Here is a 21,183-nt window from a genome sequence, read left to right on the forward strand (position 1 = left end):
AGTAAATGTATTGATTTTTAATCTAATTTTTTGCAAAAAAACTATGGATTGATTTAAAATATTATAATATTATTTTAAATCAATCCATAGTTTATATTCATATATAATCATTCAATTGTCATAGAATTTCCTTTTTCTTTGAATTTGCCATATTTATAAGTTCTCCAGCATGAGCCAGTGTTATTTTTGTAACATTTGAAGTACCAACCATCTTCGCCACTTCATACTGCTTTTCCTTCGCATTTAGCTTTCGTACTTTAGTATATGTTTTGTTGTTATGTACTTCTTTTAAAACTAAATAGTGGAAATCTGACATACAGGCTATTTGGGGAAGATGAGTAACGCAGAGCACTTGTCTTTTTCTAGATATTGCATACATCTTTTCAGCTACACGCTGTGCAACTCTTCCACTTATTCCTGTATCTATTTCATCAAATATTACAGAAGGTATTTTATCTTTATCTACAAATACAGTTTTAAGTGCCAACATTATCCTTGAAAGTTCTCCTCCAGATACAATTTTTTCAAGTGGTTTAAGTGGCTCACCTGGATTTGTAGATATATAAAATTGAACTAAATCCATTCCATTTTTCATAAATTTATCTTGAAGTTCTACTTTTATTTTAAAAGTACTCTTTTCCATACCTATAAAGTCAAGTTCTCTTTTTATGTCTTTTTCAAGCTTTTGTGCTACACTAGACCTAACTTTATGTATTTTAGCTGCCTTGTCTATTAACTTTTTTTCAATTTCATTTTTATGTTTTTCTAATTCCTCGATTATGTGTTCACTATTTACTATTTCCTCATATTTATTTTCAATCTTATCTTTATATTCTAATATTTCCTTTATAGTACTCCCATATTTTTTCTTATATCTGCTAATTTCATATATTCTGCTATTTATTCTCTCCAATTCTCCTTCATCATAACTTATATTGTCCTTTAAATTTCTTATTTCATCTACTGCTTCTTCAATATTATAATAAGCATCTTGAATCAATTTATGTATATTTTTTATATCTTTAGATACTTCATAAATTGATTCAAGGTTAATTACTATATTGCCAAGTTCATCTTGTATTGATCTTTTACTTTCAAAACTACTACTTAAACTTTCATATGCACTATTTAAAATATTGCTTATCTTTTCGGAACTTGAGAGCACCTCAAATTTCTTCTTCAACTCAATTTCCTCTTTTTCACTTAAATTTGAAGAATTTATTTCATCTATCTGATATTTTAGAAAATCTGCCATCTTTTTTCTATTTTCATCATTTCCAGAAAGCTCATTTATATTTGATTCTATATTCTTAAGCTCAATATAGTCTTCATAGTAATTTTCAATTAATCTATGTAAAAATGCCTCACCATAATCGTCTAAATAACTGATATGGTTTTCCGGCAAAAGCAAATTTTGATTCTGATGTTGACCATGTATATCCAAAATAGTTGAAGTTATATTTTTTAAATCTGAAAGCAATATTGATTTACCGTTTATTTTTGCAATACTTCTTCCAGATTGAAATGTTTCTCTACTTATTATAACAAGATCTTCTTCAAAATCTATGTCCTTCTGACTCAAAATTTCTCTTGTCTTTTCATTTTCAATAGTAAATACAGCTTCTACAAATGTTTTTTTCTGTCCAGTTCTTATAAGATCTTTGTTGAATTTATTTCCAATTATATAATTTATAGCATCAATTAAAATGGATTTACCTGCACCTGTTTCACCTGAAAGCACATTAAATCCTGAACTAAATGAAATTGTCAAATTTTCTATAAGTGCAAAATTTTTTATATTTAACTGAAGAAGCATGATTAAACCTCCTAAGTAGAAATCATTTTCTTCATTTTTTTGGTTATATCTATAGCTTTTTCTTTATCTCGTGCCAAGACAAATATAGTGTTATCACCTGCTATAGTTCCTACAATTCCTTTAAAGTTAAGTGAATCTATTGATTCTGCTGCTGCTTGTGCTGATCCTGGCATAGTCTTTATTACTATAAAATTATCTACATTTTCAACACTTGTAACAGTTTGCGAAAAAATAGCTGTAAGCTTATTTGGTAAAAACTTATTACTATTATTTATAGTTGCATACTTATATCTTCCATTTTCGGATAATACCTTTATAAGTTTCAATTCCTTTATATCTCTTGATACAGTGGCTTGAGTCACATTCATTCCATCTTTTCTAAGCTCTTCTGCCAATTCTTCCTGTGTTTCCACATCTTTTGAATTGATAATTTCAAGTATTTTGGTGTGTCTTGTCACCTTCATATATCTCACCTTCACATTCCTTCATACCAGAAGTAATTTTGTCCCTAAGTGTTTTTAAAAAGGAACTGTTATCAAATTTAATCAATTTTCTCTTGTACATTGATTTATCTATGTTTATAGATATTGGTCCATTTATTTTTATCCATTTCTGTCCATCAACAGACAAAAATGCATTTTCATTATTTTTTCTCATATTTATAGTTATATGACTACTATTATTAAGTACAATAGTTCTAGCAGTTAAAAACTGAGAATACATTGGGGTTATACAAAAGGCATCTAAATTTGAATGTATTATAGGACCACCTGCAGATAAATTATATGCAGTAGATCCAGTAGAAGTAGAAATAATTATACCATCTCCACTAAAAGTATTGTAAAATTCATTATCTATGAATATATCATATCTTTCAATTCTATTTCTAATACCCTTATATAATATTACATCATTCAATCCATCATAAGACCTTACTGCATTTCCATCATGAAAACTACAATGTATCATAGTTCTGTCTTCAATTGTATAATCTCCTTTGAATAGTTTTCTAAGTGCTGTTTCTATACTATTTATCTCAACTTGTGCTAAAAATCCAAGATGTCCTATATTTACTCCAAGTATAGGAGTTTTTGATTGAACTATATTTCCTGAAGTATTAAGTATAGTTCCATCTCCTCCAAGAACTATTATAACATCTAATTTATCACTTTCTTTTGTATCAAGTCCTATACAATCTCTATATACTTTTATATTCACATCTTTATCTATATCATATATAGTTTTTATGATAAAATCCAGCATTTTATTTTTTGGATCCTTTGTAGTATTTATATTAATTCCTATGCTCTTCATAATTTTTCTCCATTTAGCTCCTTATGTGCTAAATTAACAGTCTGCTCAATGTCTTCACTTTTAAAAGTTTCATCAATCCCAGATTTTTTTGTGAAATAGATCAAATATTCTATATTACCTTCTGGTCCTTTAATTGGAGAATATTCAAGAGATATTATCTTAAGTCCACAGCTATGTATAAATTTAACAATGCCTTCTATTACTTCTATGTGCGTTAATCTATCTCTAACAACACCTTTTTTCCCAACCTTTTCTCTTCCAGCTTCAAATTGTGGTTTTATAAGTGCCATTATTTCACCATTTTCATCTAGTAAATTTAAAACAGTTGGTATAACCTTTTTCAATGATATAAAAGAAACATCTATACTTGCAAAATTTGAATACTCTCCTATATCCTCAAACTTTACATATCTTATATTTGTTCTTTCCATACATACTACTCTCTCATCTGTCCTAAGCTTCCATGCAAATTGTCCATATCCAACATCAATAGAATATACTTTAGCTGCACCATTTTGGAGCATACAATCTGTAAAGCCTCCTGTAGAAGCTCCTATGTCCATGCATATTTTTCCTTTTAAATCTATGTTAAAATTATTGACAGCTTTTTCTAATTTTAATCCACCACGGCTTACATATGGAAGTTTATTTCCTCTAAATTCAATATTAGAATCAATTTTTACTTTTTCACCACATTTATCAACCCTCCTTTCATTTACAAATATCTCTCCTGCCATTATACTTGCCTGTGCTCTATGTCTTGATTCGAACATTCCTTTGTTTACCAAAAGCAAATCCAATCTCTCTTTACTACTTGACATACTTAACTCCTTTATTTACAAAATTTAATACACTATTTTTTATTCCTTCAGCATCAAGTCCATATAATTTATAAATTATTTCAGGTTTTCCCTGCTGGATAAATTCATCTTTAAATCCTAAATTCAATACACGAATTTTGCCATCTACATTATTTATATATTCTAGTATATATGATCCCAATCCGCCTCTCAATATATTATCTTCTATAGTAACTATATCTATATCATTTTTTATCAAATCATCTATCATAAATTTATCTATAGGTTTTGCAAAGCAAGCATTTATTAGCATAGCATCAATTCCACATTTTAAAAGTTTTTCTCTTGCAAGTGAAGCATATTGGAGCATTTTTCCTTGTGCAACTAATGCCACAGTTCCATTTTTATAGATTTTTTCCCATTTCCCTAGAGAAAATTCTAATTGAGGCTTAAGTGAAACAATATCTCCTCCTCTAGGATATCTTATAGCTATTGGTCCATTATGATTAAGTGCAAATTTCAGCATAGCTGATATCTCTTTTACAGACTTTGGACACATTACAGTCATGTTTGGCATTTGAGTAAGATAGGACATATCAAATATACCTTGATGTGTTTCTCCATCTGCTCCTACAATTCCTGCTCTATCAACTGCAAAGACTACAGGGAGATTTTGTATACATACATCATGAATAAGTTGATCATAACCTCTCTGAAGAAATGTAGAATAAACTGCAAATACCGGCTTTAATCCAGACTTTGCCATACCTGCTGATAGTGTAACTCCATGCTGCTCTGCTATTCCCACATCAAAAAATCTATCTGGATACCTTTTAGAAAAGTCTTTTAAACCAGTTCCATCTCTCATTGCTGCAGTTATAGCCACTATGTCACTATTGCCTTCAGCAAGACGCACCATCTCTTTTCCAAAAGCTTTTGAATAAGTTTCCTTAGAAGATGACTCACTCTCTCCGCTACTACAATTAAATGGACCTATGCCATGGAATTTACCAGGATTATTCTCTGCAAACTTATATCCTTTTCCTTTTTTTGTTATTACATGTATTACTACAGGTTCATCTATGTTTTTAGCAAATGTAAGTACTTTAGTCAATTCTTTAATATCATGGCCATCTACAGGTCCTAAATATTTTAATCCTATATCCTCAAAAAACATGCCTGGAACTACCATCTGCTTTATTCCATTTTTAATTCTCTCCAAATATTTCGCCATTCCTTTACCTATATTTGGAATTTTCTTTATTAAGTTTTCAACATCTTGTTTCAATCTATTATATTTTGGATCAAGCCTCAACCTATTTAAGTATCTTGAAACTCCACCTACATTCTGAGCTATTGACATCTGATTATCATTTAATATTACAATTAGCTTGGTCTTTCTATATCCCAAGTCATTTAAAGCTTCAAGAGCCATTCCTCCAGTAAGAGCACCATCTCCTATTACTGCTATTACATTATAATTTTCCTTCTTAATATCTCTTGATCTAGCCATTCCAAGAGCTGAAGATATAGATGTACTACTGTGTCCAGTTTGAAAAAAGTCATATTTACTCTCACTTGACTTTGGAAATCCACTCATTCCACCAAATTGCCTTAAAGTATCAAATCCACTTTTTCTGCCTGTCAATATTTTATGTACATAGGATTGATGTCCAACATCCCATACTATCTTATCTTGATTAAAATCAAACACATCAAACAGACACATTGTAAGTTCTACGACTCCTAAATTCGATGCAAGATGTCCACCTGTTTTTGAAACCTTATCTATTAAAAACTCTCTTATTTCATGAGCTAGTTCCACTTTAGATTCAAAGCTCATCTTTTTTATATCATTTATATCTTTATAATTATTCAATAAATTATACATACTTATCTATCTCCACATAAATTAATTTGTGATAAAGTCGCAGCTTGTCTTTACATAATAAAAACCTGAAGTTTTGTAAATCTTCAGGAGTAGTTTAGTACAGTTAATAATTATACCACAGGTCTTTTTGATATTCAAAATAAATCCTAAAGTCTACTTTTCTCTATTTAACAATAAAAGAGTAATGTATTCAAGATCTTTAGTATTTCTTTTTAACTTTCTAAGCACATCTATGCATTCACTTGTAATAGAGTTACACATTTCAATACATTTATTCAAACCATAGGTAGTTATAAAATTTGTCTTATTTTTATCTATATCTCTTTTTACTTTTTTCCCAAGCTTTTTAGTGTCTCCAGTTATATCTAATATGTCATCTTTTATTTGAAATGCCAATCCTATTTTTTTACCATAATACTTTAAAAGTTCAAGCTCATCTTGTTTTGCCCCCGCATACACTGCTGCAGATATAATTGATGCATTTATAAGTGCACCTGTCTTTTTGCTGTGCATATAATAGAGCTGATCTATTGGAATATTGGTATTTTCACTTAGTATGTCAACGGTTTGCCCACCAACCATTCCCTCTACACCACTGCTTTCAGCAATAATCTTACATGCTCTTATTTTATTTTTGTCATTATTCTTCAGACAATGTTTAAACATTATATTCATGCCTTCATTTAGTAGTCCATCTCCTGCAAGTACTGCAATAGCTTCGCCAAACATCTTATGATTTGTAGGTTTACCACGTCTTAAGTCATCATTGTCCATAGCTGGCAGGTCATCATGAATAAGCGAATAAGTGTGAATCATTTCTATAGAGCATGCTATATCTAAAACATCCTTGTAATTATCTTTATAAAGCATATAAGTAAGCAAAAACATTATAGGCCTTACTCTTTTACCTCCAGCATCTAAGCTGTACTGCATAGCCTCATAAATTTTCTTATTGTAAGAACCTTTATTCTCCATGTAATTGTGTAGATAAGAGTCTATTTCTTTTTTTAATTTTTCAATTATACTTTCATTCTCTTTATCCATAATCCATTCCCCATTTCTATATATTAATTTTAACCTTTAAAGTCAAAATCTTTCTCCCCCTCAGCAGTTAAAACACTTACCTTTCCTTCAGCCTCTTTTAATAGTTTATATATTTTACTGCATAGCTTTATTCCCTCTTCATACTTTTTCATACTTTCATCTAAAGTAAGTTTATCTCCATCCATATTGTTCACTATATCTTCAAGTTTTGCCATCATATCTTCATAACTTTCTTTTTTCTTTGGCACTATAACACCTCCCCTATTTATTAATTTTCACTTATTTTTGAAATATTAAACTTGGATTTACCATCTTTCATTATAACTTGAATCTGACTTTCTCTTTCCAATTCATTTATAGAATTTACTATATTCCCGCTTTTATTTTCAATTATAGAATACCCTTTATCCAATATTTTAAAAGGACTATTTGCTTCAATTAATCCTTTGAGCCTTTTTAATTTTTCCTTATTCTTATCAAGTTTAGTATTGAATTTCATAATTAGCATATCTTTTAGCCTATCTACATTTACATATTGATTTGCAATGTATATAATAGGACTATTTGAGTTAAGCCTTTTCATTGAATAGAAAAATCTATCCTTTTTACTGTCTAAAATAAAATTTATATTTCTTGAAAGTGCAGTTTCATAGGATTTTATCTTCTGAATTTGTGATTCTAAATCAAATACTGCAACTTCAGCAGCTGCAGATGGAGTTGGAGCTCTCCTGTCTGCTGCAAAATCTGCTATAGTATAATCTATTTCATGTCCTATTCCTGTTACTATTGGCTTATTACAATTGTAAATAGCCAAAGCTACCTTTTCCTCATTAAAACACCAAAGATCCTCTATAGAACCTCCACCTCTTGCCAATATTATAAGATCAATATCTTCAATACTATCTAGCACATGTATACCTTCTACTATATTATCTGACGCTTTTGCTCCCTGAACTAGAGAAGGATATAAAACAAGCTGCACAGACTTATTTCTTCTTCTTGTAACATTTATAATATCCCTAAGTGCAGCACCTGTTGGTGAAGTAACTACCCCTATTTTAAAAGGATATGGAGGTATCCTCTTTTTGTGTTTTTCATCAAATAGACCTTTTTGATTAAGTTCTCTTTTAAGTTTTTCAAATGCTTCATAGAGATTACCCATTCCCTCAAGATTAATTTCACTACAGTAAAGCTGATATGAGCCACCCTTTTGATATACTGATATTCTACCCTTTACTACTACTCTCATACCATTTTCAGGATTAAAATTTAAATTTCTAGCAGAGCTTTTAAACATTATACAATTTATCTTGCTAAATTCATCTTTTAAAGAAAAATATATATGTCCACTACTGTGAAATTTTATGTTTGAAATTTCACCTTTTATTGAACAATTTTGGAGTATAACATCATTATCAAAATTTCTTTTTATGTAGTTATTTATATCAGATACTGTCAATATCCTTATATTCATACTGTTATCCTCTCATTTTATTTACTTTGTATATTTTGTATATGTTCATTATTTATCTATATCTTCAATCATACTTCCAAGTACTCCATTTATAAAGTTAGGAGATTTATTTTCTCCATATTTCTTTGCAAGTTCTATTGCTTCATTTATAGATACATTCTTTGGTATATCATCTTCATATAAGAATTCATAACTGCATATTCTCAAAATAGTAATGTCAATCTTTGAAATTCTATTTATCTTCCATCCTTTTAAATACGACTCTATTTTTTCATCTAGCATATTTTTATTATTTTGTACTCCAGTTATAACTCTTTTTAAATATTCCATATCTGCATCTTTTAAATCAATACTATTATTTTCCTCATTTTCCAAACCTTCTATAACCTCATCTAACTTTTCATCGTTTATAGTCATTTGGAACAACAACTTCATTGCCATTTCTCTTGTCTTTTTTCTATTCATTCTGACCTCCATGTGGATATATTGGTTATATATTATTGCCATTTCAGATATATTATACTTAAACCTTAAGTGTAGTTCAAGTATATAAAAAACACCCTCTTATAAATGAGGGTGTGTATATTACTCTTCTTCTTTATACTCATTTTCTTCAGAATCAGAAATTACAACATTTTGAACATGTATGTTTACTGCTGTAACTTCTAAACCTGTCATAGATTCAACTGCCTTTTTAACGTTCTCTTGAACTTTAAATGCAACATCTGGAATTCTCACACCATATTCTACAACTACATATAAGTCGATAGCTGCACTATTTTCACCTACACTAACTTTTACACCTTTTGATAGGTTCTTCTTACCACTTAATATTTGAGTAATGCCTCCTACAAGATTTGCACTCATTCCAACTATTCCATCTATTTCTGTAGTTGCAAGTCCTGCAATAACTCCTACCACTTCATCGGATATCTTTACAATGCCCATATCTATTTCATTTTGATTATTTGAATTATCTTCCACTATGGCACCTCCTATACTTTTATTCATTAAAAGGACTTATATCTATATTATATCAAATGGAAAATTTTTTTACAAATAAATATGTTGATAGTAAAATTTTACTTTTTTGTTTCTATTTCTATGTCCTGTATTTTACATACACCCATTACTACATCTTTTATTTCCCTAGTATCTTTATCTGTCAAGTCATCACTCTTTTTTACTATTACTCTTACCTTGTTATCCTCTATAGAGCATATGACATCATCGTATCCCTTACTCTTTAAAGTAGTTTCTATTTTTGATTCATAATCAGCATTCATAGCAAGAGCTGTATATTGTTTTTCAGCTACTGAACGATTTTCTGCAGATACATTTTTGTCATCAATTAAATTTTTCAGCTTTTGAAGAGTTTCACCGTCTTTTTGATCCCTATTTAATCTAGCTTCTTCAAAAAACTGAGATTGGGTTTTACTACTATCATTGCTATTAAAAGAAACTGTGCTTTGTCCGCTATTACTCTGATTTTCAGCAACACTAAAAGGGCTATTTACCTTTGTAGCAAGTACACCAACACAAACTATTAATGCTAAAAGAGTCACAATAATCACTGCTTGTTTTTTATTCATTTTCATTTCCCCCTCTATCTTCTCTTAAGAAATTATATGCACTTAATTTAATATATATACTATTTCTTCATAGGATATACATTTACTTTGTCATCTGTTATATCAAACAGATCTTCCACGGCTTTTGCTATTCTAAGTTCAGTTATCTTATTTTCTGCACCTTCTGCTACAATACAAACTCCAGATACCTTTGGTTTATAAGTCTTTACTATAAGAGGTTCGGATTTATCTCCATTATTTGTCACAACTACTGTACTTCCATTATTACTTTGAGTTGTAGTTCTCACACCACCTGATTGGTCTTTTTCATTTGTAACATTTGTAGAGTCATTTATATTAACTGCTGGCACCTGTTCCTCACCACTTTTAAAGTTGATCATTACATCAACATTCCCAACACCTTGTATCTTCTCAAGAGTATTTTTCAATTTATTTTCAACAGACCTTTCATATTCGCTAGAATCACTACTTTCATCTAAGTTAGTTGTATCCTCTTCTGTGTCACTCTTATAATTTGTACTTACCACAGATTGAGAATTGCTAAGCTGAGGAGTTTTGAAAAAATCCACAGTTATAATCATAAGTATCCCTATAAGAAAGATTATTATAAGATTTACAACTTTTCCCTTATTCTTTAAATTGCTTTCATCTACCTTTTTACTAATGTATGAAACCCACTTTTTTAAATTCATAGTTTTTCACCTATCCATTTCTAAATTACTTTTAAAATAAACAATTAAGCTTTCACTACATGTATAATATCTTCAGATACATCAAGCTGGCTACTCAAATATGACTTTATCTCATCACTCCTTTTATCATTCAAATTTTCCTCACTATTATATTCATTATCTTTTGTATCTATGATCACCTTTTTTATACTTCCTGCATTGTCAGAGGTCACTGTAACATATATACTATTTATATTTATATTGTTTGTTTTGTCATCATATTTAACATCAACTTTTACTGTACAATTTTCATTTGGATACTCTTCTTTTAGTTTTTCTTCACAGTTTTTTTCAAGGTTTATCTTGAAATTCTTTATAGTATCATTTAAATTCTCTTTTCTATATTTTTCTATGTCATCTGAACTATCACTTTTGCTAAAGCTTTGCATAATTTTTGCACCATAGGTATTTATATTGAAGTTTTCATTAAATAAACTGATTATTGGATTCAAAAATACAGTTATTAAAATTATCCCAAGCACAAATTTTGCATATTTTTTTATACTATTGTCCGGCAGTATCATTTCAACTGCTGTTATAAAAAATACTGCGGTACATATATTTACAATCCAATTTCTCAAAGAATCAAGGAACAATACATCACCTCCTATACGGCAGCTGTGCCACATGCGGCAATGATTGCTATCATTATAAAGAACATTACAGATACACATATAAGACATCCTGTTATAACCATAAGAGAATCTCCTGCTGAACTTATACAGTTAACCATTCTACTATCACTTATAGGTTCTATAAGTGCAGCTGTCAATTTATATAATATTACAATTACTAGAAGCTTAATTATGGGAAATAGCAGTATACAAACCAAAACTATAAGTCCAACAACACTCAAAGAATTCTTTAGTAGTACAGAATAACCAGCTACAGTTGATACTGCATCTGAAAGGCTTTTTCCAACTATAGGAACAAAGTTATCTATAGCAAATTTTGCAGTTTTAGCAGTTACCTCATCTATAGTTTTAGATGTTATGCCTCTCACTGTAACTATTCCAACAAATACAGTCATAATTATTCCCTGTGCCCAAAGTGCTGCTTGGCTTAAAAGTTTAGTAAGTTTATCTATTTTATATTCTGAAGACAGATTGTTTACAAATTGAAGCACAAAAGACATACATACAATTGGAATTATAAAATTTATAAATAATTGAGCACTTATATTTATAGCTCCAATTATAATAGGATCCATAACTGCAGCTTCTACAATACTCCGAGAGGCTGTCAAAAGCATAATGAGAATTGGTATAAGAGCAAGCATGAAGTCAGACATTTCCCTTATTGTAGATCTAGCTAAATCTACTCCTATATAAAAGCTCTTAGCCATTATTATTATTAAAAGAGAGTAACAAGCATAGTAGGCTATATTCGATAGATTATCAGAACTAAATGCTCTTTCTAAATTAGTAATCAAGGCACATATTATGGCTATAACAACCAAAGTAGCTAAAAGTTTTATAGATGCTGTAAGTTCCCTTATCATATACATAATGCAAGCATTTATAATTTTCTTTGTAGATATATTTCCATTTCCTGATTTTATAAAACTCTTTACATATTCTTTGAAATCTATATCCTTTAGTAATTCATTTTTTGTCTTTATGTTGGATATGTAATCATATAATTTATCTATTTTATCCTTTTCGCCACTTACCTCTTCACCTAAATCTTTGTTGTCTTTTATATTTATTTTACTTTCATAGTTACTTTTATCATTTGAAGTATTTTGGCTGTCTTGAAAAGATCCATACGTTGCTTGTACATTAAAGCTCATTATAATTACAACAACCAAACCCAATATAATATTTTTCATATGAACACCTACATAATCTTCAAAATTGACTGTAAAACAGCCATAAGTATTGGAATTGCAAGAACAAGAATCAAAATTTTACCTGCAAATTCAACTTTTGTTCCTAAACTAGTTTCTCCTGCATCTTTGCATATTTCACTACAGAAAGATGCAAGATATGCAATGGCAAGTATTTTAAATACAGTATTAAGGTATACAAAATCTATATTTGCTTTCAATGCTAATCTTTCTATAAATTGAAGCACGGCTGTTATTTTGGTAAACATGAATATAAATATCATAATTCCTGCTACAATACTTACATATACAGCAAAATCATCTCTTCTTTTTCCCTTAAACATCAAAGATATAAAAAGAGCAACAAAAGCAAATGCTACTATTTTTATTATTTCCATATTCTCTCCTAAAATTGAAACATAGTTTTTACTGTATTAAACAATGTGTTTATTACAGTTATTACCATCATAAGTACTATTACAACACCTACTAAATTTGCAAGTACAGCATACTCACCTTTCCCGCTGGCTTCAAGAACCTTATTTATCACAATTACAACTATACCAACTGCTGCTATTTTAAATATTAAACTCACATCTAACATACTCGTATCTCCCCTTATAATCTTTTTAAAATCTAAGATGCATAATTCTCCATATTAAATTAAAAGTATAACTACCACTGCACCTAAAGAAAATCCAAGATATCTATACATCTTTATGTTCTTTTTTAAAATAACTTCAGACATATCTATTTGCTTTTTTAAGTTCTCAATTGTTAATGAAAATATTGATTTCTGCCCTTCTAAATCCGATTCTCCAAGGGATTTTGAAAAATCCAAAATTATGCTTATATCTTCATCTTTTAAATTAAATATATCTCTATTGTCTGCAAACACACTTTCAAAAGCCTGATAAACATTATTTACACTGTTTTTATTTAGCATCTTTGAAACTTCCATAAATAAAGTAGATACAGGTCTCTTAACTTTAGTTGATGCAGTAGCTATAGCCTGAGGCAAAGTTGTATGGGAATATAGTATTCTAGTCTTGATTTCATATATACACCTTTGTAATTCTCTAAGTTCTCTAGTCCTATTTTTTAACTTTTCACCTAATATAAATCCAATAGCCGTAGTTGAGAATATTACCATAATACATCCTAATAACTTAATCATTGAATTCACCTAAAATTTTGCTGTTTTTTTCAAAATCATATATATATTCTACAGTTCCTGCCCCTTTTCTGTTGCTTAAAACTACTGCCCTTTTAAACACCTTATTTTCCACAATATCTTTAAAAACAGGTCTGTTATATAAATCATCTATTCCATATCCATGTATAGTTGTAATAAGATATACTCCTGAATTTAAAGCAGTAATTATGCTTTCCATATCTTTATAACTGCCAATTTCATCACATATAATAACGTCTGGTGACATGCTCCTTATTGCCATAATTATTCCTTCACTTTTAAGACATCCATCTAGCACATCAGTCCTTACACCTACATCAAGCTGTGGAACTCCTCTGGAGCATGCACCAATCTCACTTCGCTCATCTATTACGCAAACTTTTATACCTTTAAATTTGAGAGATTTCATTCCATTTGATAAGTTTCTTGCTATATCCCTTATAAGTGTTGTCTTGCCACATTTAGGAGGTGAAATTATTATAGTATTTAATACAGTTTCTTCATCTTTTATATACTTCATAATATCCTGTGAACATCCTATAATTTCCCTGCATATTCTGATATTTACTGATGATATATCCTTTATCGTCTTTACTTCATTATTTTCAATTACACATCTTCCGCAAATCCCCACCCTGTGACCACCATTTATAGTTATATATCCACGTCTTATTTCTTCTTCAAAAGCATAAATTGAATAATTACTTATTCTTCTGACTATGGTATTTAGATCTTCTTTGCTTGAAACATACCTGCAAAGTATTTCTCTATCTCCTAATTGAAGTATCAGTGGTTTATTTATTTTTATCCTTATCTCTTGTAAATCACTTGAATTTACAAAATTCAAAACTACCTTTTTAATTGTTTCCGGTAGTATATTTAATATTTCTTTAGTACACATATTTTTCATCTCCTCTCTTTATATTAATTTCTATTTCTATTTTTCTAAAATTATTCCATAAAAAAAATAACTATTTAAATTTTTATTTAAATAGTTATTTTCCATACAATTAAAATATTCTCTATTAAATTTTAATCAATATCATTATCTTTAAGAATTAGTGATACCTTTTTATGACAGTTAGGACAAGTTATATCTTCTCTTTGTCCAAACATATCTTTATCTATGTAAATTGATTCACTACAATTAGGACATTTTACCTCTTTAAAATTATCATAACTATCTTCTAAAGATTCATAGTCATCGCACATTATAGAATCAAACAAATCAGTCACTTCTTCATCAATTTCGTCCACATACTTATGCAGAGCCTTTTGATCCTCAGATAAATTAGAAACCTCTTCAGAAATATCATAGAGTATATTTATAATTTCTAAAAGTACTCTGCCTTCTTTAGTGCTTTTGTCTATATTAAGTCCATTAACTAGTCCTTTAAGGTACGCTACTCTTGAATTTATAGAGCTCATAATATTACACATCCTTAAAATTATTTTAACTTTTCCTTATAGTATATCACAAATCTTAAAGATATATTCTCTATTGTACTCTTTCCATATACTCTCCAGTTCTAGTATCAACTCTTATAATTTCACCTTCATTTACAAATATAGGTACTTGAACAACTGCTCCTGTTTCCAAAGTAGCTGGTTTTAAAACATTTGTAGCTGTATTTCCCTTAACTCCTGGTTCAGTATGTGTTACCTGAAGTTCAACAAAGTTAGGTGCTTCTACAGAAAACGCTTCTCCCTTATAGAACTTGATAGTAGCAAACATATTTTCCTTCAAAAATTTTATTGCATCTGCAACCTTTTCATGCTCTAATGGAATTTGCTCAAATGTTTCTTGATCCATAAAGTAGTAAAGTTCTCCATCAGAATAGAGATATTGCATCTCTTTTCTCTCTATAACTGCTTCCTGAAGTTTAGCTGTAGGATTAAAAGTAGTTTCTGTAACTGCTCCTGTTATTACATTCCTAAGCTTAGTTCTTACAAATGCAGCTCCTTTACCTGGTTTTACATGTAAAAAATCAACTACTGTATACACTTGTCCATCATGCTCAAAAGTTGTTCCTTTTCTTAAATCTCCTGCTGATATCATATAATATGCCGTCTTGCAAACTAACAAGTTTGCTTCCCCATTCATAGTGCATAATTTCACATTTTTAATGTTACTTTTAATTGGTCCCACACTCCAGGGGCTTAAATTCGGATGGTTTACACCCTAGAATCAACATAACATAAGTGAAATGTTGATAAAAACGGCTTTTACCCCTTTCTCTTTATTATTTGACCTATTTAGTTTAATATTTAATTTAGTAAACATTATAATTATGTAATCGCTTTTTATTTATAAAATTTATAAATAAATTAAAGCCAAAATAAATTATATCAATTTCACTTAATACTTATCAATTGTTTAGGAGATTTTGATAAAACTTCTCCTCCATTTTCTGTAACTATAAGAAGATCCTCTATTCTTACTCCTCCAAAGTCTGGTATATATATGCCAGGTTCATCAGTAACCACCATATTCTCTTTTAATTCTTCACTATTTTTATAGCCAATAACTGGTGATTCATGAATATCCATTCCAACACCATGCCCTAAACTGTGTCCAAAATATTCTCCATATCCCTTTTCAGCAATATAATTTCTAGCAACTGAATCAACATCTGCAGCCTTTACTCCTGGTCTGTATTCCTTTAGTGCTTTTTCTTGAGCCTCTAACACTGTATTATATATTTCAACCATTTTATCAGATGGTTTTCCAATTACAATTGTTCTTGTCATATCTGAACAATATCCTTTGTATATACATCCAAAATCCAATGTTAAAAAATCCCCTTCATCTAGCACTTTATCAGTAGCCTGCCCATGAGGAAGACTTGATCTCTTTCCAGATGCAACTATAGATGGAAATGATAAATCAGATGCACCTAGTTTTTTCATGCAAAACTCAAGTTCAAGACCTACCTGTCTTTCAGTCATTCCTACCTTTATGTAATCTAGCATATGACTAAAGGCCTTATCTGCAATTTCAGCTGCACTCTTTATAACACTTAATTCTTCATCATCTTTAATTGTCCTGATATCTTCAACCATACCATTCATTGGAACAAGCTCACATTTAAGTTTATTATTATAGCTTTCATATTGACTATAAGTTACTATATTTTCTTCAAACCCAAGCTTTTTTACATTTTCCTTATCTATTAAATTTGATAAAAAATCTACAAATGGATTACTTTTACCATATTCAAGGACTTCATAATCTTTAACTTGTTGCTTTGCCTGTTCTGTAAATCTTGAATCCGTTATAAAAAACAATTTGTTTTTAGTGATTAAAGAATAACTTTCATCTCCTGTAAAACCGCTTAAATAATTTCTATTTGAATCTCCAACTAATAAGACACCATCTAAATCTTTACTTTTCATTGATCTTCTTAACTTTTCAATTCTATCTTCAAACACAAAGAATCCTCCTATCAGTTTAACAGACCTCTACAATATCTATACTATCCAATTCATATTTTATTATTCTTAGATATATAAAGCAAGTTATTATATGCTAAACAATGTTATTTTATCAAAACTTATAGCTATTTGCAAATATTAGTCCTTGATATCACTCCTTTATATATTTTATAAAACTAACATAAAATAAAGTTGTAAATTTTTTATCATTATAATTGCTGATTTTTATATTATCTAGATTATAAAATCCATTTATATTTTCAATTTTATTTATAACATTTATAAGGTTTTTTTCATTTCCATTGGCCTCAATAGTTACAATTATCTTATTTTTAGAGGAAGTATTTTGAAAATTCAATATATTAATTCCTTCTATTTGTTTCAAATTATTAATTATATCGCTGTTTTCTATCCTATGAACAATCTTACAACTATCTGTTTGTTTATTTAATTTATCTATTTTCACTTTAGCATAATCTATACTTTTAATTAAAGACAAATTTATAAAAGCACTACAACTGCACCATACAATGAGAATCACTATTAAAAATTTATACTTTAAATTATTAAAAATACTATACTTTAGATACTCCATTTTTTCTCCTAAACCTTTTTAATATATACATTTTTTATACATGCATAAGCACTATTTTCCATTCTCCCATGTTGACCTTACCATTATTTTTACTTCCATTGTTTTCATATACATCACTTAAATAGGATATGTTGGATATGTTGAATTTCCTACTTTTTTCAATTGCCTCTATAAAACTTAAAAATGAACCACTTTCACCTATAAATTCAAAAGTTACATTTTTACTATTTACATCTATATCTTTGAATTCTCCATAATTATGAAAGTTATCAATTAAATCATATAAAACTATTTTAGAATCTATCATTTTATTTTTACTATTTACTTCACTTTCTTCTCTATATCTAGCTGTATTTTCTTTTATTTTTCTTTCTAAAAAATTAAGCTTATTGTAATTTAATACTACAAAGTTAGTTACTATTATATTTACTATCAATATTATTCCAATTATTGGTTTCAATCTTTTACCTGCTTTTATTTTTCTTGACTTTACATACCATTTAGGTAAAAAATACATTTCATATTTCATATAACTATCTCTCCAAGATCATTACAACTACATTTGCATGATATATTTTTAATTACATCTTTGTAGGGAAAATTTAAAAACTCCATATGTTTAAAATCTATATTTGGTATTAGTAGATTTAACTTTAATTTGAATTCATCAAGACAATACAAAAAATCATCTCCAGAGTCAACATGAAATATCTCATTAAATAGAACTTTATCTTTAGAGCATGCTATAAAATAGGTTAAATTTCTAATCTCCGTTACAAATATATAATTATCACTATTTATCTTATTTTTATATTTATTTAATACATACAATTGCACAGGAACTATACCATTAATATCAATATTATTCTCTGTAAATTTTTTAATTAAATGTGTACAATCTGAATTTATACACATAACTCTTATATCCAACTTAACTCTACTGCTATTTACTATTTCATAAGAAAACATAATATTATTAATATCTTTAAATTTCTCTCTTAATCTATCTTCAACTAAATTATATATATATTTTTTTCTCACCTTTGGTATAATCATATTTTCTATATATATCTCTTCCCCATGTATTAATACTGTTATATTCCTATATTTTAAATTAACATTTATATTGCGAATATCCCTAACATTTAAAGATTTTTTCATATTTTTAGACAATATATTTTTTGACTTTTGCAAATACATAACCTTTCCATCTACCACTTCTAAAAGTGCTGTCTTAAACATTCTTCACACCTCTCTAAAATAACTATCAAAATGAATAGTTTATACATCCATATCTAATATTGCCATTTTTAATTGCATATTCATAACACTCCTCTTTATAATACTTATTATCCAAAACATATTCCAATTTAAATAGATCACTTTTCCTGTCATAATATACATAACTATTTCCATAATATATTCTAAAATCTTCTATATTCGAAAAATATTTAGATATATCATCTTCATCAACATAATCAACATTTTTTTCAATAAAAGAATTTAATCTTGTAATTAGAACTTCTCTATCCTTTTGAATTTTTTCAATTTTAAATATATCTTTATATCCATAAACTACATCACTTTTAAGGAGGCTCTCCATATGATAACATTCTATTGAAATCATCATAGTTATAAGTCCTATAATTAATACATATATCATTATGAATCCTCTTTTACACGTTCTGCACTTATTCCAAAACATTTTCTATATACATTACCTCTTTTAGTCTTTATAGTTAAAAAGCACATGTTATATCTCTTTAAAACAGTAAACTCAGAAACATTTTTAAGCACATTATTAGTAGTTTTAAATCCTGGACCTCCATATGCTAAAACTATATTTGAATTTACGCTTAGCTTTATATAATCCCATTCTCCATTGTCATGTCTTTTTAAAGCTATCATATTATTTGAAATATTTATATACTTAGCTTTGTCTATCTCAGACTTAATTATTGCAAAAGCTTCATTAACATAAAAATTATCTCTACTAAAATAAATTTCTTCTTTACTAACTTTCATATATTTAAGTATTACAGTGACTTGAATTGAAACAATTGTTGATATCATAGCTATTACTATGAGTATTTCTATAATTGTAAATCCAGGTTTAATCTTATCTTTGAAAATTTCCTTTATAAAATTCACACTCCTTTGATTTCATAATTCCATACACATTTACATTCATTTTCAAATATATTTTTAATATCTCTCCTTTTTCAACTTCTATTTCTATATAATTTTTAGTAGAATTTCTATCTAAAAAAAGTTCTTTAGCACTTTTAGGGACACTTTTATCTATAAAATCATCTGTTAAATTTACATATCTTTTATTTTCATCCCAAAGTTTGATTACATCATTATAACTTAAATTATAAATTATACTATCTTTTATATAGCTAAATTCATAAGTATAGCTTTTCAATTTATGGTTATATCTTTTTATATTACGAGAATCAAGTTGTATCTGAAGTGCCAAACTAAACAATATTGCAAATATTGCCATGCTACATAAAACTTCTATTAGTGTAAATCCTTTTTCTTTTTTAATATTTTTAATATTTAATATCTTCATAAAAAGTTCCCACACAGATTGTTATACAATGAATATTTTCCTTTCTATCTATAAAATTTATGCTACAAGCATCTTCTAATACTCCTTTACTACTTATATCTATTCTGTTATGATCTACATTTAATTTTAGTTCAAAACCTCTTGGAATTTTAATTACAAAAATAGTTTTTACATTGCTATTAAATGTAATAATATTATTATTGGGATCAAATCGTATATAGCCATCAATATTTCTATCTCTACAATATGCCTTAGTCATATTTGTAAAATGAAGAAATTCATTTTCAAACACATCTACATCTATTTGATTTTTAAAATTTCCAAATGAACTTAAATTTATAAAACTATAACTAAATACAATTGAAATTATGCTTAACACCAAAAGCAATTCAATAAGCGTAAATCCTCTCTTGCTTAATAAAATAAATTTCATAAAAACAGCCCCAAATTAAGGTGTATTAGAAAATATTATTTTATGTGAACTATCTTCATCAAATTCTCTTATTAAATAATTGTCATTATCTGCATCTATTTTAATCTGATAATTTTTATCATCGCTAGTATATGTTATATTTACAGATTTACCGTCTGATCCTATTGCAGTTACTTCAGGATTTTCTGCAGTAGTAAGCTCTTCAATGCACTCTTCTACATTATCTTCTAAAAATTGTCCTTCATTTTCTCCATAACTTGCCATTGCTGCAGTTTCAATCTGCTTTCCTGCATTAATTGCTTTAGTTGTTTTTGCTTTATCTTGATAACCTGAAAATTTAGGCACTACAAATCCCATAAGGATTAATATTATTGAGATAACGACCAAGAGCTCTATTAAAGTAAATCCTTTCATAGTTAAGTTTTTCTTCCTTTTCATAAATATACTCTCCATTCTA

Annotated in this window: 29 protein-coding genes; all 29 read right to left on the minus strand. The window is 28.3% G+C overall.

What is annotated here, in order from left to right; genetic code table 11:
• Nucleotides 1-118: 118 nt before the first annotated feature.
• The 29 genes from recN to H2684_RS04770 all read right to left on the minus strand — a co-directional run bounded on the left by recN (nt 119) and on the right by H2684_RS04770 (nt 21,164).
• Entirely contained in the window at nt 119-1,816 is a 1,698-nt protein-coding gene (gene recN / locus H2684_RS04630) for a DNA repair protein RecN (RefSeq protein WP_182088228.1), read from the minus strand.
• A gap of 11 nt (nt 1,817-1,827) precedes the next feature.
• Nucleotides 1,828-2,280 (minus strand): arginine repressor, encoded by a 453-nt coding sequence (locus H2684_RS04635; protein ID WP_182088229.1) that lies wholly within the window; start codon nt 2,278-2,280, stop codon nt 1,828-1,830.
• Nucleotides 2,249-3,130, minus strand: coding sequence for an NAD(+)/NADH kinase (locus H2684_RS04640; RefSeq protein WP_182088230.1), 882 nt, complete (start codon nt 3,128-3,130; stop codon nt 2,249-2,251). The genes H2684_RS04635 and H2684_RS04640 overlap by 32 nt, the downstream gene beginning before the upstream one ends.
• Complete coding sequence (locus H2684_RS04645; RefSeq protein ID WP_182088231.1) at nt 3,127-3,951, minus strand: TlyA family RNA methyltransferase; 825 nt, start codon at nt 3,949-3,951, stop codon at nt 3,127-3,129. The genes H2684_RS04640 and H2684_RS04645 overlap by 4 nt, the downstream gene beginning before the upstream one ends.
• Nucleotides 3,941-5,821 carry a 1-deoxy-D-xylulose-5-phosphate synthase gene (gene dxs / locus H2684_RS04650; protein ID WP_182088232.1) on the minus strand — a complete coding sequence of 627 codons (1,881 nt, stop codon included), beginning with the start codon at nt 5,819-5,821 and terminating at the stop codon, nt 3,941-3,943. The genes H2684_RS04645 and dxs overlap by 11 nt, the downstream gene beginning before the upstream one ends.
• Before the next feature lie 153 nt (nt 5,822-5,974).
• The gene (locus H2684_RS04655) at nt 5,975-6,865 is read right to left on the minus strand and encodes a polyprenyl synthetase family protein (RefSeq protein WP_182088233.1); all 891 of its coding nucleotides are present in this window, start codon (nt 6,863-6,865) and stop codon (nt 5,975-5,977) included.
• Between the two features lie 29 nt (nt 6,866-6,894).
• Nucleotides 6,895-7,113 carry an exodeoxyribonuclease VII small subunit gene (locus H2684_RS04660; protein WP_182088234.1) on the minus strand — a complete coding sequence of 73 codons (219 nt, stop codon included), beginning with the start codon at nt 7,111-7,113 and terminating at the stop codon, nt 6,895-6,897.
• 20 nt (nt 7,114-7,133) lie between these two features.
• Nucleotides 7,134-8,339, minus strand: a complete 1,206-nt coding sequence (gene xseA / locus H2684_RS04665) for an exodeoxyribonuclease VII large subunit (RefSeq protein WP_182088235.1) — start codon at nt 8,337-8,339, stop codon at nt 7,134-7,136.
• A gap of 48 nt (nt 8,340-8,387) precedes the next feature.
• Complete coding sequence (gene nusB / locus H2684_RS04670) at nt 8,388-8,804, minus strand: transcription antitermination factor NusB (protein ID WP_182088236.1); 417 nt, start codon at nt 8,802-8,804, stop codon at nt 8,388-8,390.
• A 120-nt stretch (nt 8,805-8,924) separates the two neighbouring features.
• Nucleotides 8,925-9,350 (minus strand): Asp23/Gls24 family envelope stress response protein, encoded by a 426-nt coding sequence (locus tag H2684_RS04675; RefSeq protein ID WP_182088237.1) that lies wholly within the window; start codon nt 9,348-9,350, stop codon nt 8,925-8,927.
• A gap of 71 nt (nt 9,351-9,421) precedes the next feature.
• Nucleotides 9,422-9,931: a SpoIIIAH-like family protein gene (locus tag H2684_RS04680; protein WP_182088238.1), complete on the minus strand. Its 510-nt coding sequence runs from the start codon at nt 9,929-9,931 to the stop codon at nt 9,422-9,424.
• 59 nt (nt 9,932-9,990) lie between these two features.
• Nucleotides 9,991-10,623, minus strand: a complete 633-nt coding sequence (gene spoIIIAG / locus H2684_RS04685; protein ID WP_182088239.1) for a stage III sporulation protein AG — start codon at nt 10,621-10,623, stop codon at nt 9,991-9,993.
• A gap of 44 nt (nt 10,624-10,667) precedes the next feature.
• A complete protein-coding gene (gene spoIIIAF, locus H2684_RS04690; RefSeq protein WP_243159275.1) occupies nt 10,668-11,258 on the minus strand; it encodes a stage III sporulation protein AF in 591 nt (196 codons plus the stop codon).
• An 11-nt stretch (nt 11,259-11,269) separates the two neighbouring features.
• The gene (gene spoIIIAE, locus H2684_RS04695) at nt 11,270-12,493 is read right to left on the minus strand and encodes a stage III sporulation protein AE (RefSeq protein WP_182088241.1); all 1,224 of its coding nucleotides are present in this window, start codon (nt 12,491-12,493) and stop codon (nt 11,270-11,272) included.
• Between the two features lie 8 nt (nt 12,494-12,501).
• Complete coding sequence (gene spoIIIAD / locus H2684_RS04700) at nt 12,502-12,888, minus strand: stage III sporulation protein AD (protein ID WP_182088242.1); 387 nt, start codon at nt 12,886-12,888, stop codon at nt 12,502-12,504.
• Nucleotides 12,889-12,896: 8 nt separating this feature from the next.
• Nucleotides 12,897-13,094 (minus strand): stage III sporulation protein AC, encoded by a 198-nt coding sequence (spoIIIAC, locus tag H2684_RS04705; protein ID WP_182088243.1) that lies wholly within the window; start codon nt 13,092-13,094, stop codon nt 12,897-12,899.
• Between the two features lie 54 nt (nt 13,095-13,148).
• A complete protein-coding gene (gene spoIIIAB, locus H2684_RS04710) occupies nt 13,149-13,667 on the minus strand; it encodes a stage III sporulation protein SpoIIIAB (RefSeq protein ID WP_182088244.1) in 519 nt (172 codons plus the stop codon).
• Complete coding sequence (gene spoIIIAA, locus H2684_RS04715) at nt 13,660-14,586, minus strand: stage III sporulation protein AA (protein ID WP_182088245.1); 927 nt, start codon at nt 14,584-14,586, stop codon at nt 13,660-13,662. Before spoIIIAA ends, spoIIIAB begins: the two co-directional genes overlap by 8 nt.
• 131 nt (nt 14,587-14,717) lie before the next feature.
• Complete coding sequence (locus tag H2684_RS04720) at nt 14,718-15,113, minus strand: CD1247 N-terminal domain-containing protein (protein WP_182088246.1); 396 nt, start codon at nt 15,111-15,113, stop codon at nt 14,718-14,720.
• A gap of 70 nt (nt 15,114-15,183) precedes the next feature.
• On the minus strand, nt 15,184-15,744 hold the full coding sequence (gene efp, locus H2684_RS04725) for an elongation factor P (protein ID WP_182088247.1): 561 nt from the start codon (nt 15,742-15,744) through the stop codon (nt 15,184-15,186).
• 296 nt (nt 15,745-16,040) lie between these two features.
• Entirely contained in the window at nt 16,041-17,117 is a 1,077-nt protein-coding gene (locus H2684_RS04730; RefSeq protein ID WP_182088248.1) for an aminopeptidase P family protein, read from the minus strand.
• Between the two features lie 154 nt (nt 17,118-17,271).
• Complete coding sequence (locus H2684_RS04735; RefSeq protein ID WP_182088249.1) at nt 17,272-17,619, minus strand: hypothetical protein; 348 nt, start codon at nt 17,617-17,619, stop codon at nt 17,272-17,274.
• Nucleotides 17,620-17,749: 130 nt separating this feature from the next.
• The gene (locus tag H2684_RS04740; RefSeq protein WP_182088250.1) at nt 17,750-18,244 is read right to left on the minus strand and encodes a hypothetical protein; all 495 of its coding nucleotides are present in this window, start codon (nt 18,242-18,244) and stop codon (nt 17,750-17,752) included.
• On the minus strand, nt 18,241-18,957 hold the full coding sequence (locus tag H2684_RS04745) for a hypothetical protein (RefSeq protein WP_182088251.1): 717 nt from the start codon (nt 18,955-18,957) through the stop codon (nt 18,241-18,243). The genes H2684_RS04740 and H2684_RS04745 overlap by 4 nt, the downstream gene beginning before the upstream one ends.
• A gap of 25 nt (nt 18,958-18,982) precedes the next feature.
• Entirely contained in the window at nt 18,983-19,378 is a 396-nt protein-coding gene (locus H2684_RS04750) for a hypothetical protein (RefSeq protein ID WP_243159276.1), read from the minus strand.
• On the minus strand, nt 19,378-19,866 hold the full coding sequence (locus tag H2684_RS04755; protein ID WP_182088253.1) for a type II secretion system protein: 489 nt from the start codon (nt 19,864-19,866) through the stop codon (nt 19,378-19,380). The genes H2684_RS04750 and H2684_RS04755 overlap by 1 nt, the downstream gene beginning before the upstream one ends.
• Nucleotides 19,835-20,293 carry a type II secretion system protein gene (locus tag H2684_RS04760; protein ID WP_182088254.1) on the minus strand — a complete coding sequence of 153 codons (459 nt, stop codon included), beginning with the start codon at nt 20,291-20,293 and terminating at the stop codon, nt 19,835-19,837. Before H2684_RS04760 ends, H2684_RS04755 begins: the two co-directional genes overlap by 32 nt.
• Complete coding sequence (locus tag H2684_RS04765; protein ID WP_182088255.1) at nt 20,274-20,726, minus strand: type II secretion system protein; 453 nt, start codon at nt 20,724-20,726, stop codon at nt 20,274-20,276. Before H2684_RS04765 ends, H2684_RS04760 begins: the two co-directional genes overlap by 20 nt.
• 15 nt (nt 20,727-20,741) lie before the next feature.
• On the minus strand, nt 20,742-21,164 hold the full coding sequence (locus H2684_RS04770) for a type II secretion system protein (RefSeq protein WP_182088256.1): 423 nt from the start codon (nt 21,162-21,164) through the stop codon (nt 20,742-20,744).
• Nucleotides 21,165-21,183 lie beyond the last annotated feature (19 nt).

The sequence above is a fragment of the Clostridium sp. cel8 genome, from assembly GCF_014050525.1.
In the GTDB taxonomy this organism is placed as follows: Bacteria; Bacillota; Clostridia; order Clostridiales; family Clostridiaceae; genus Clostridium_B.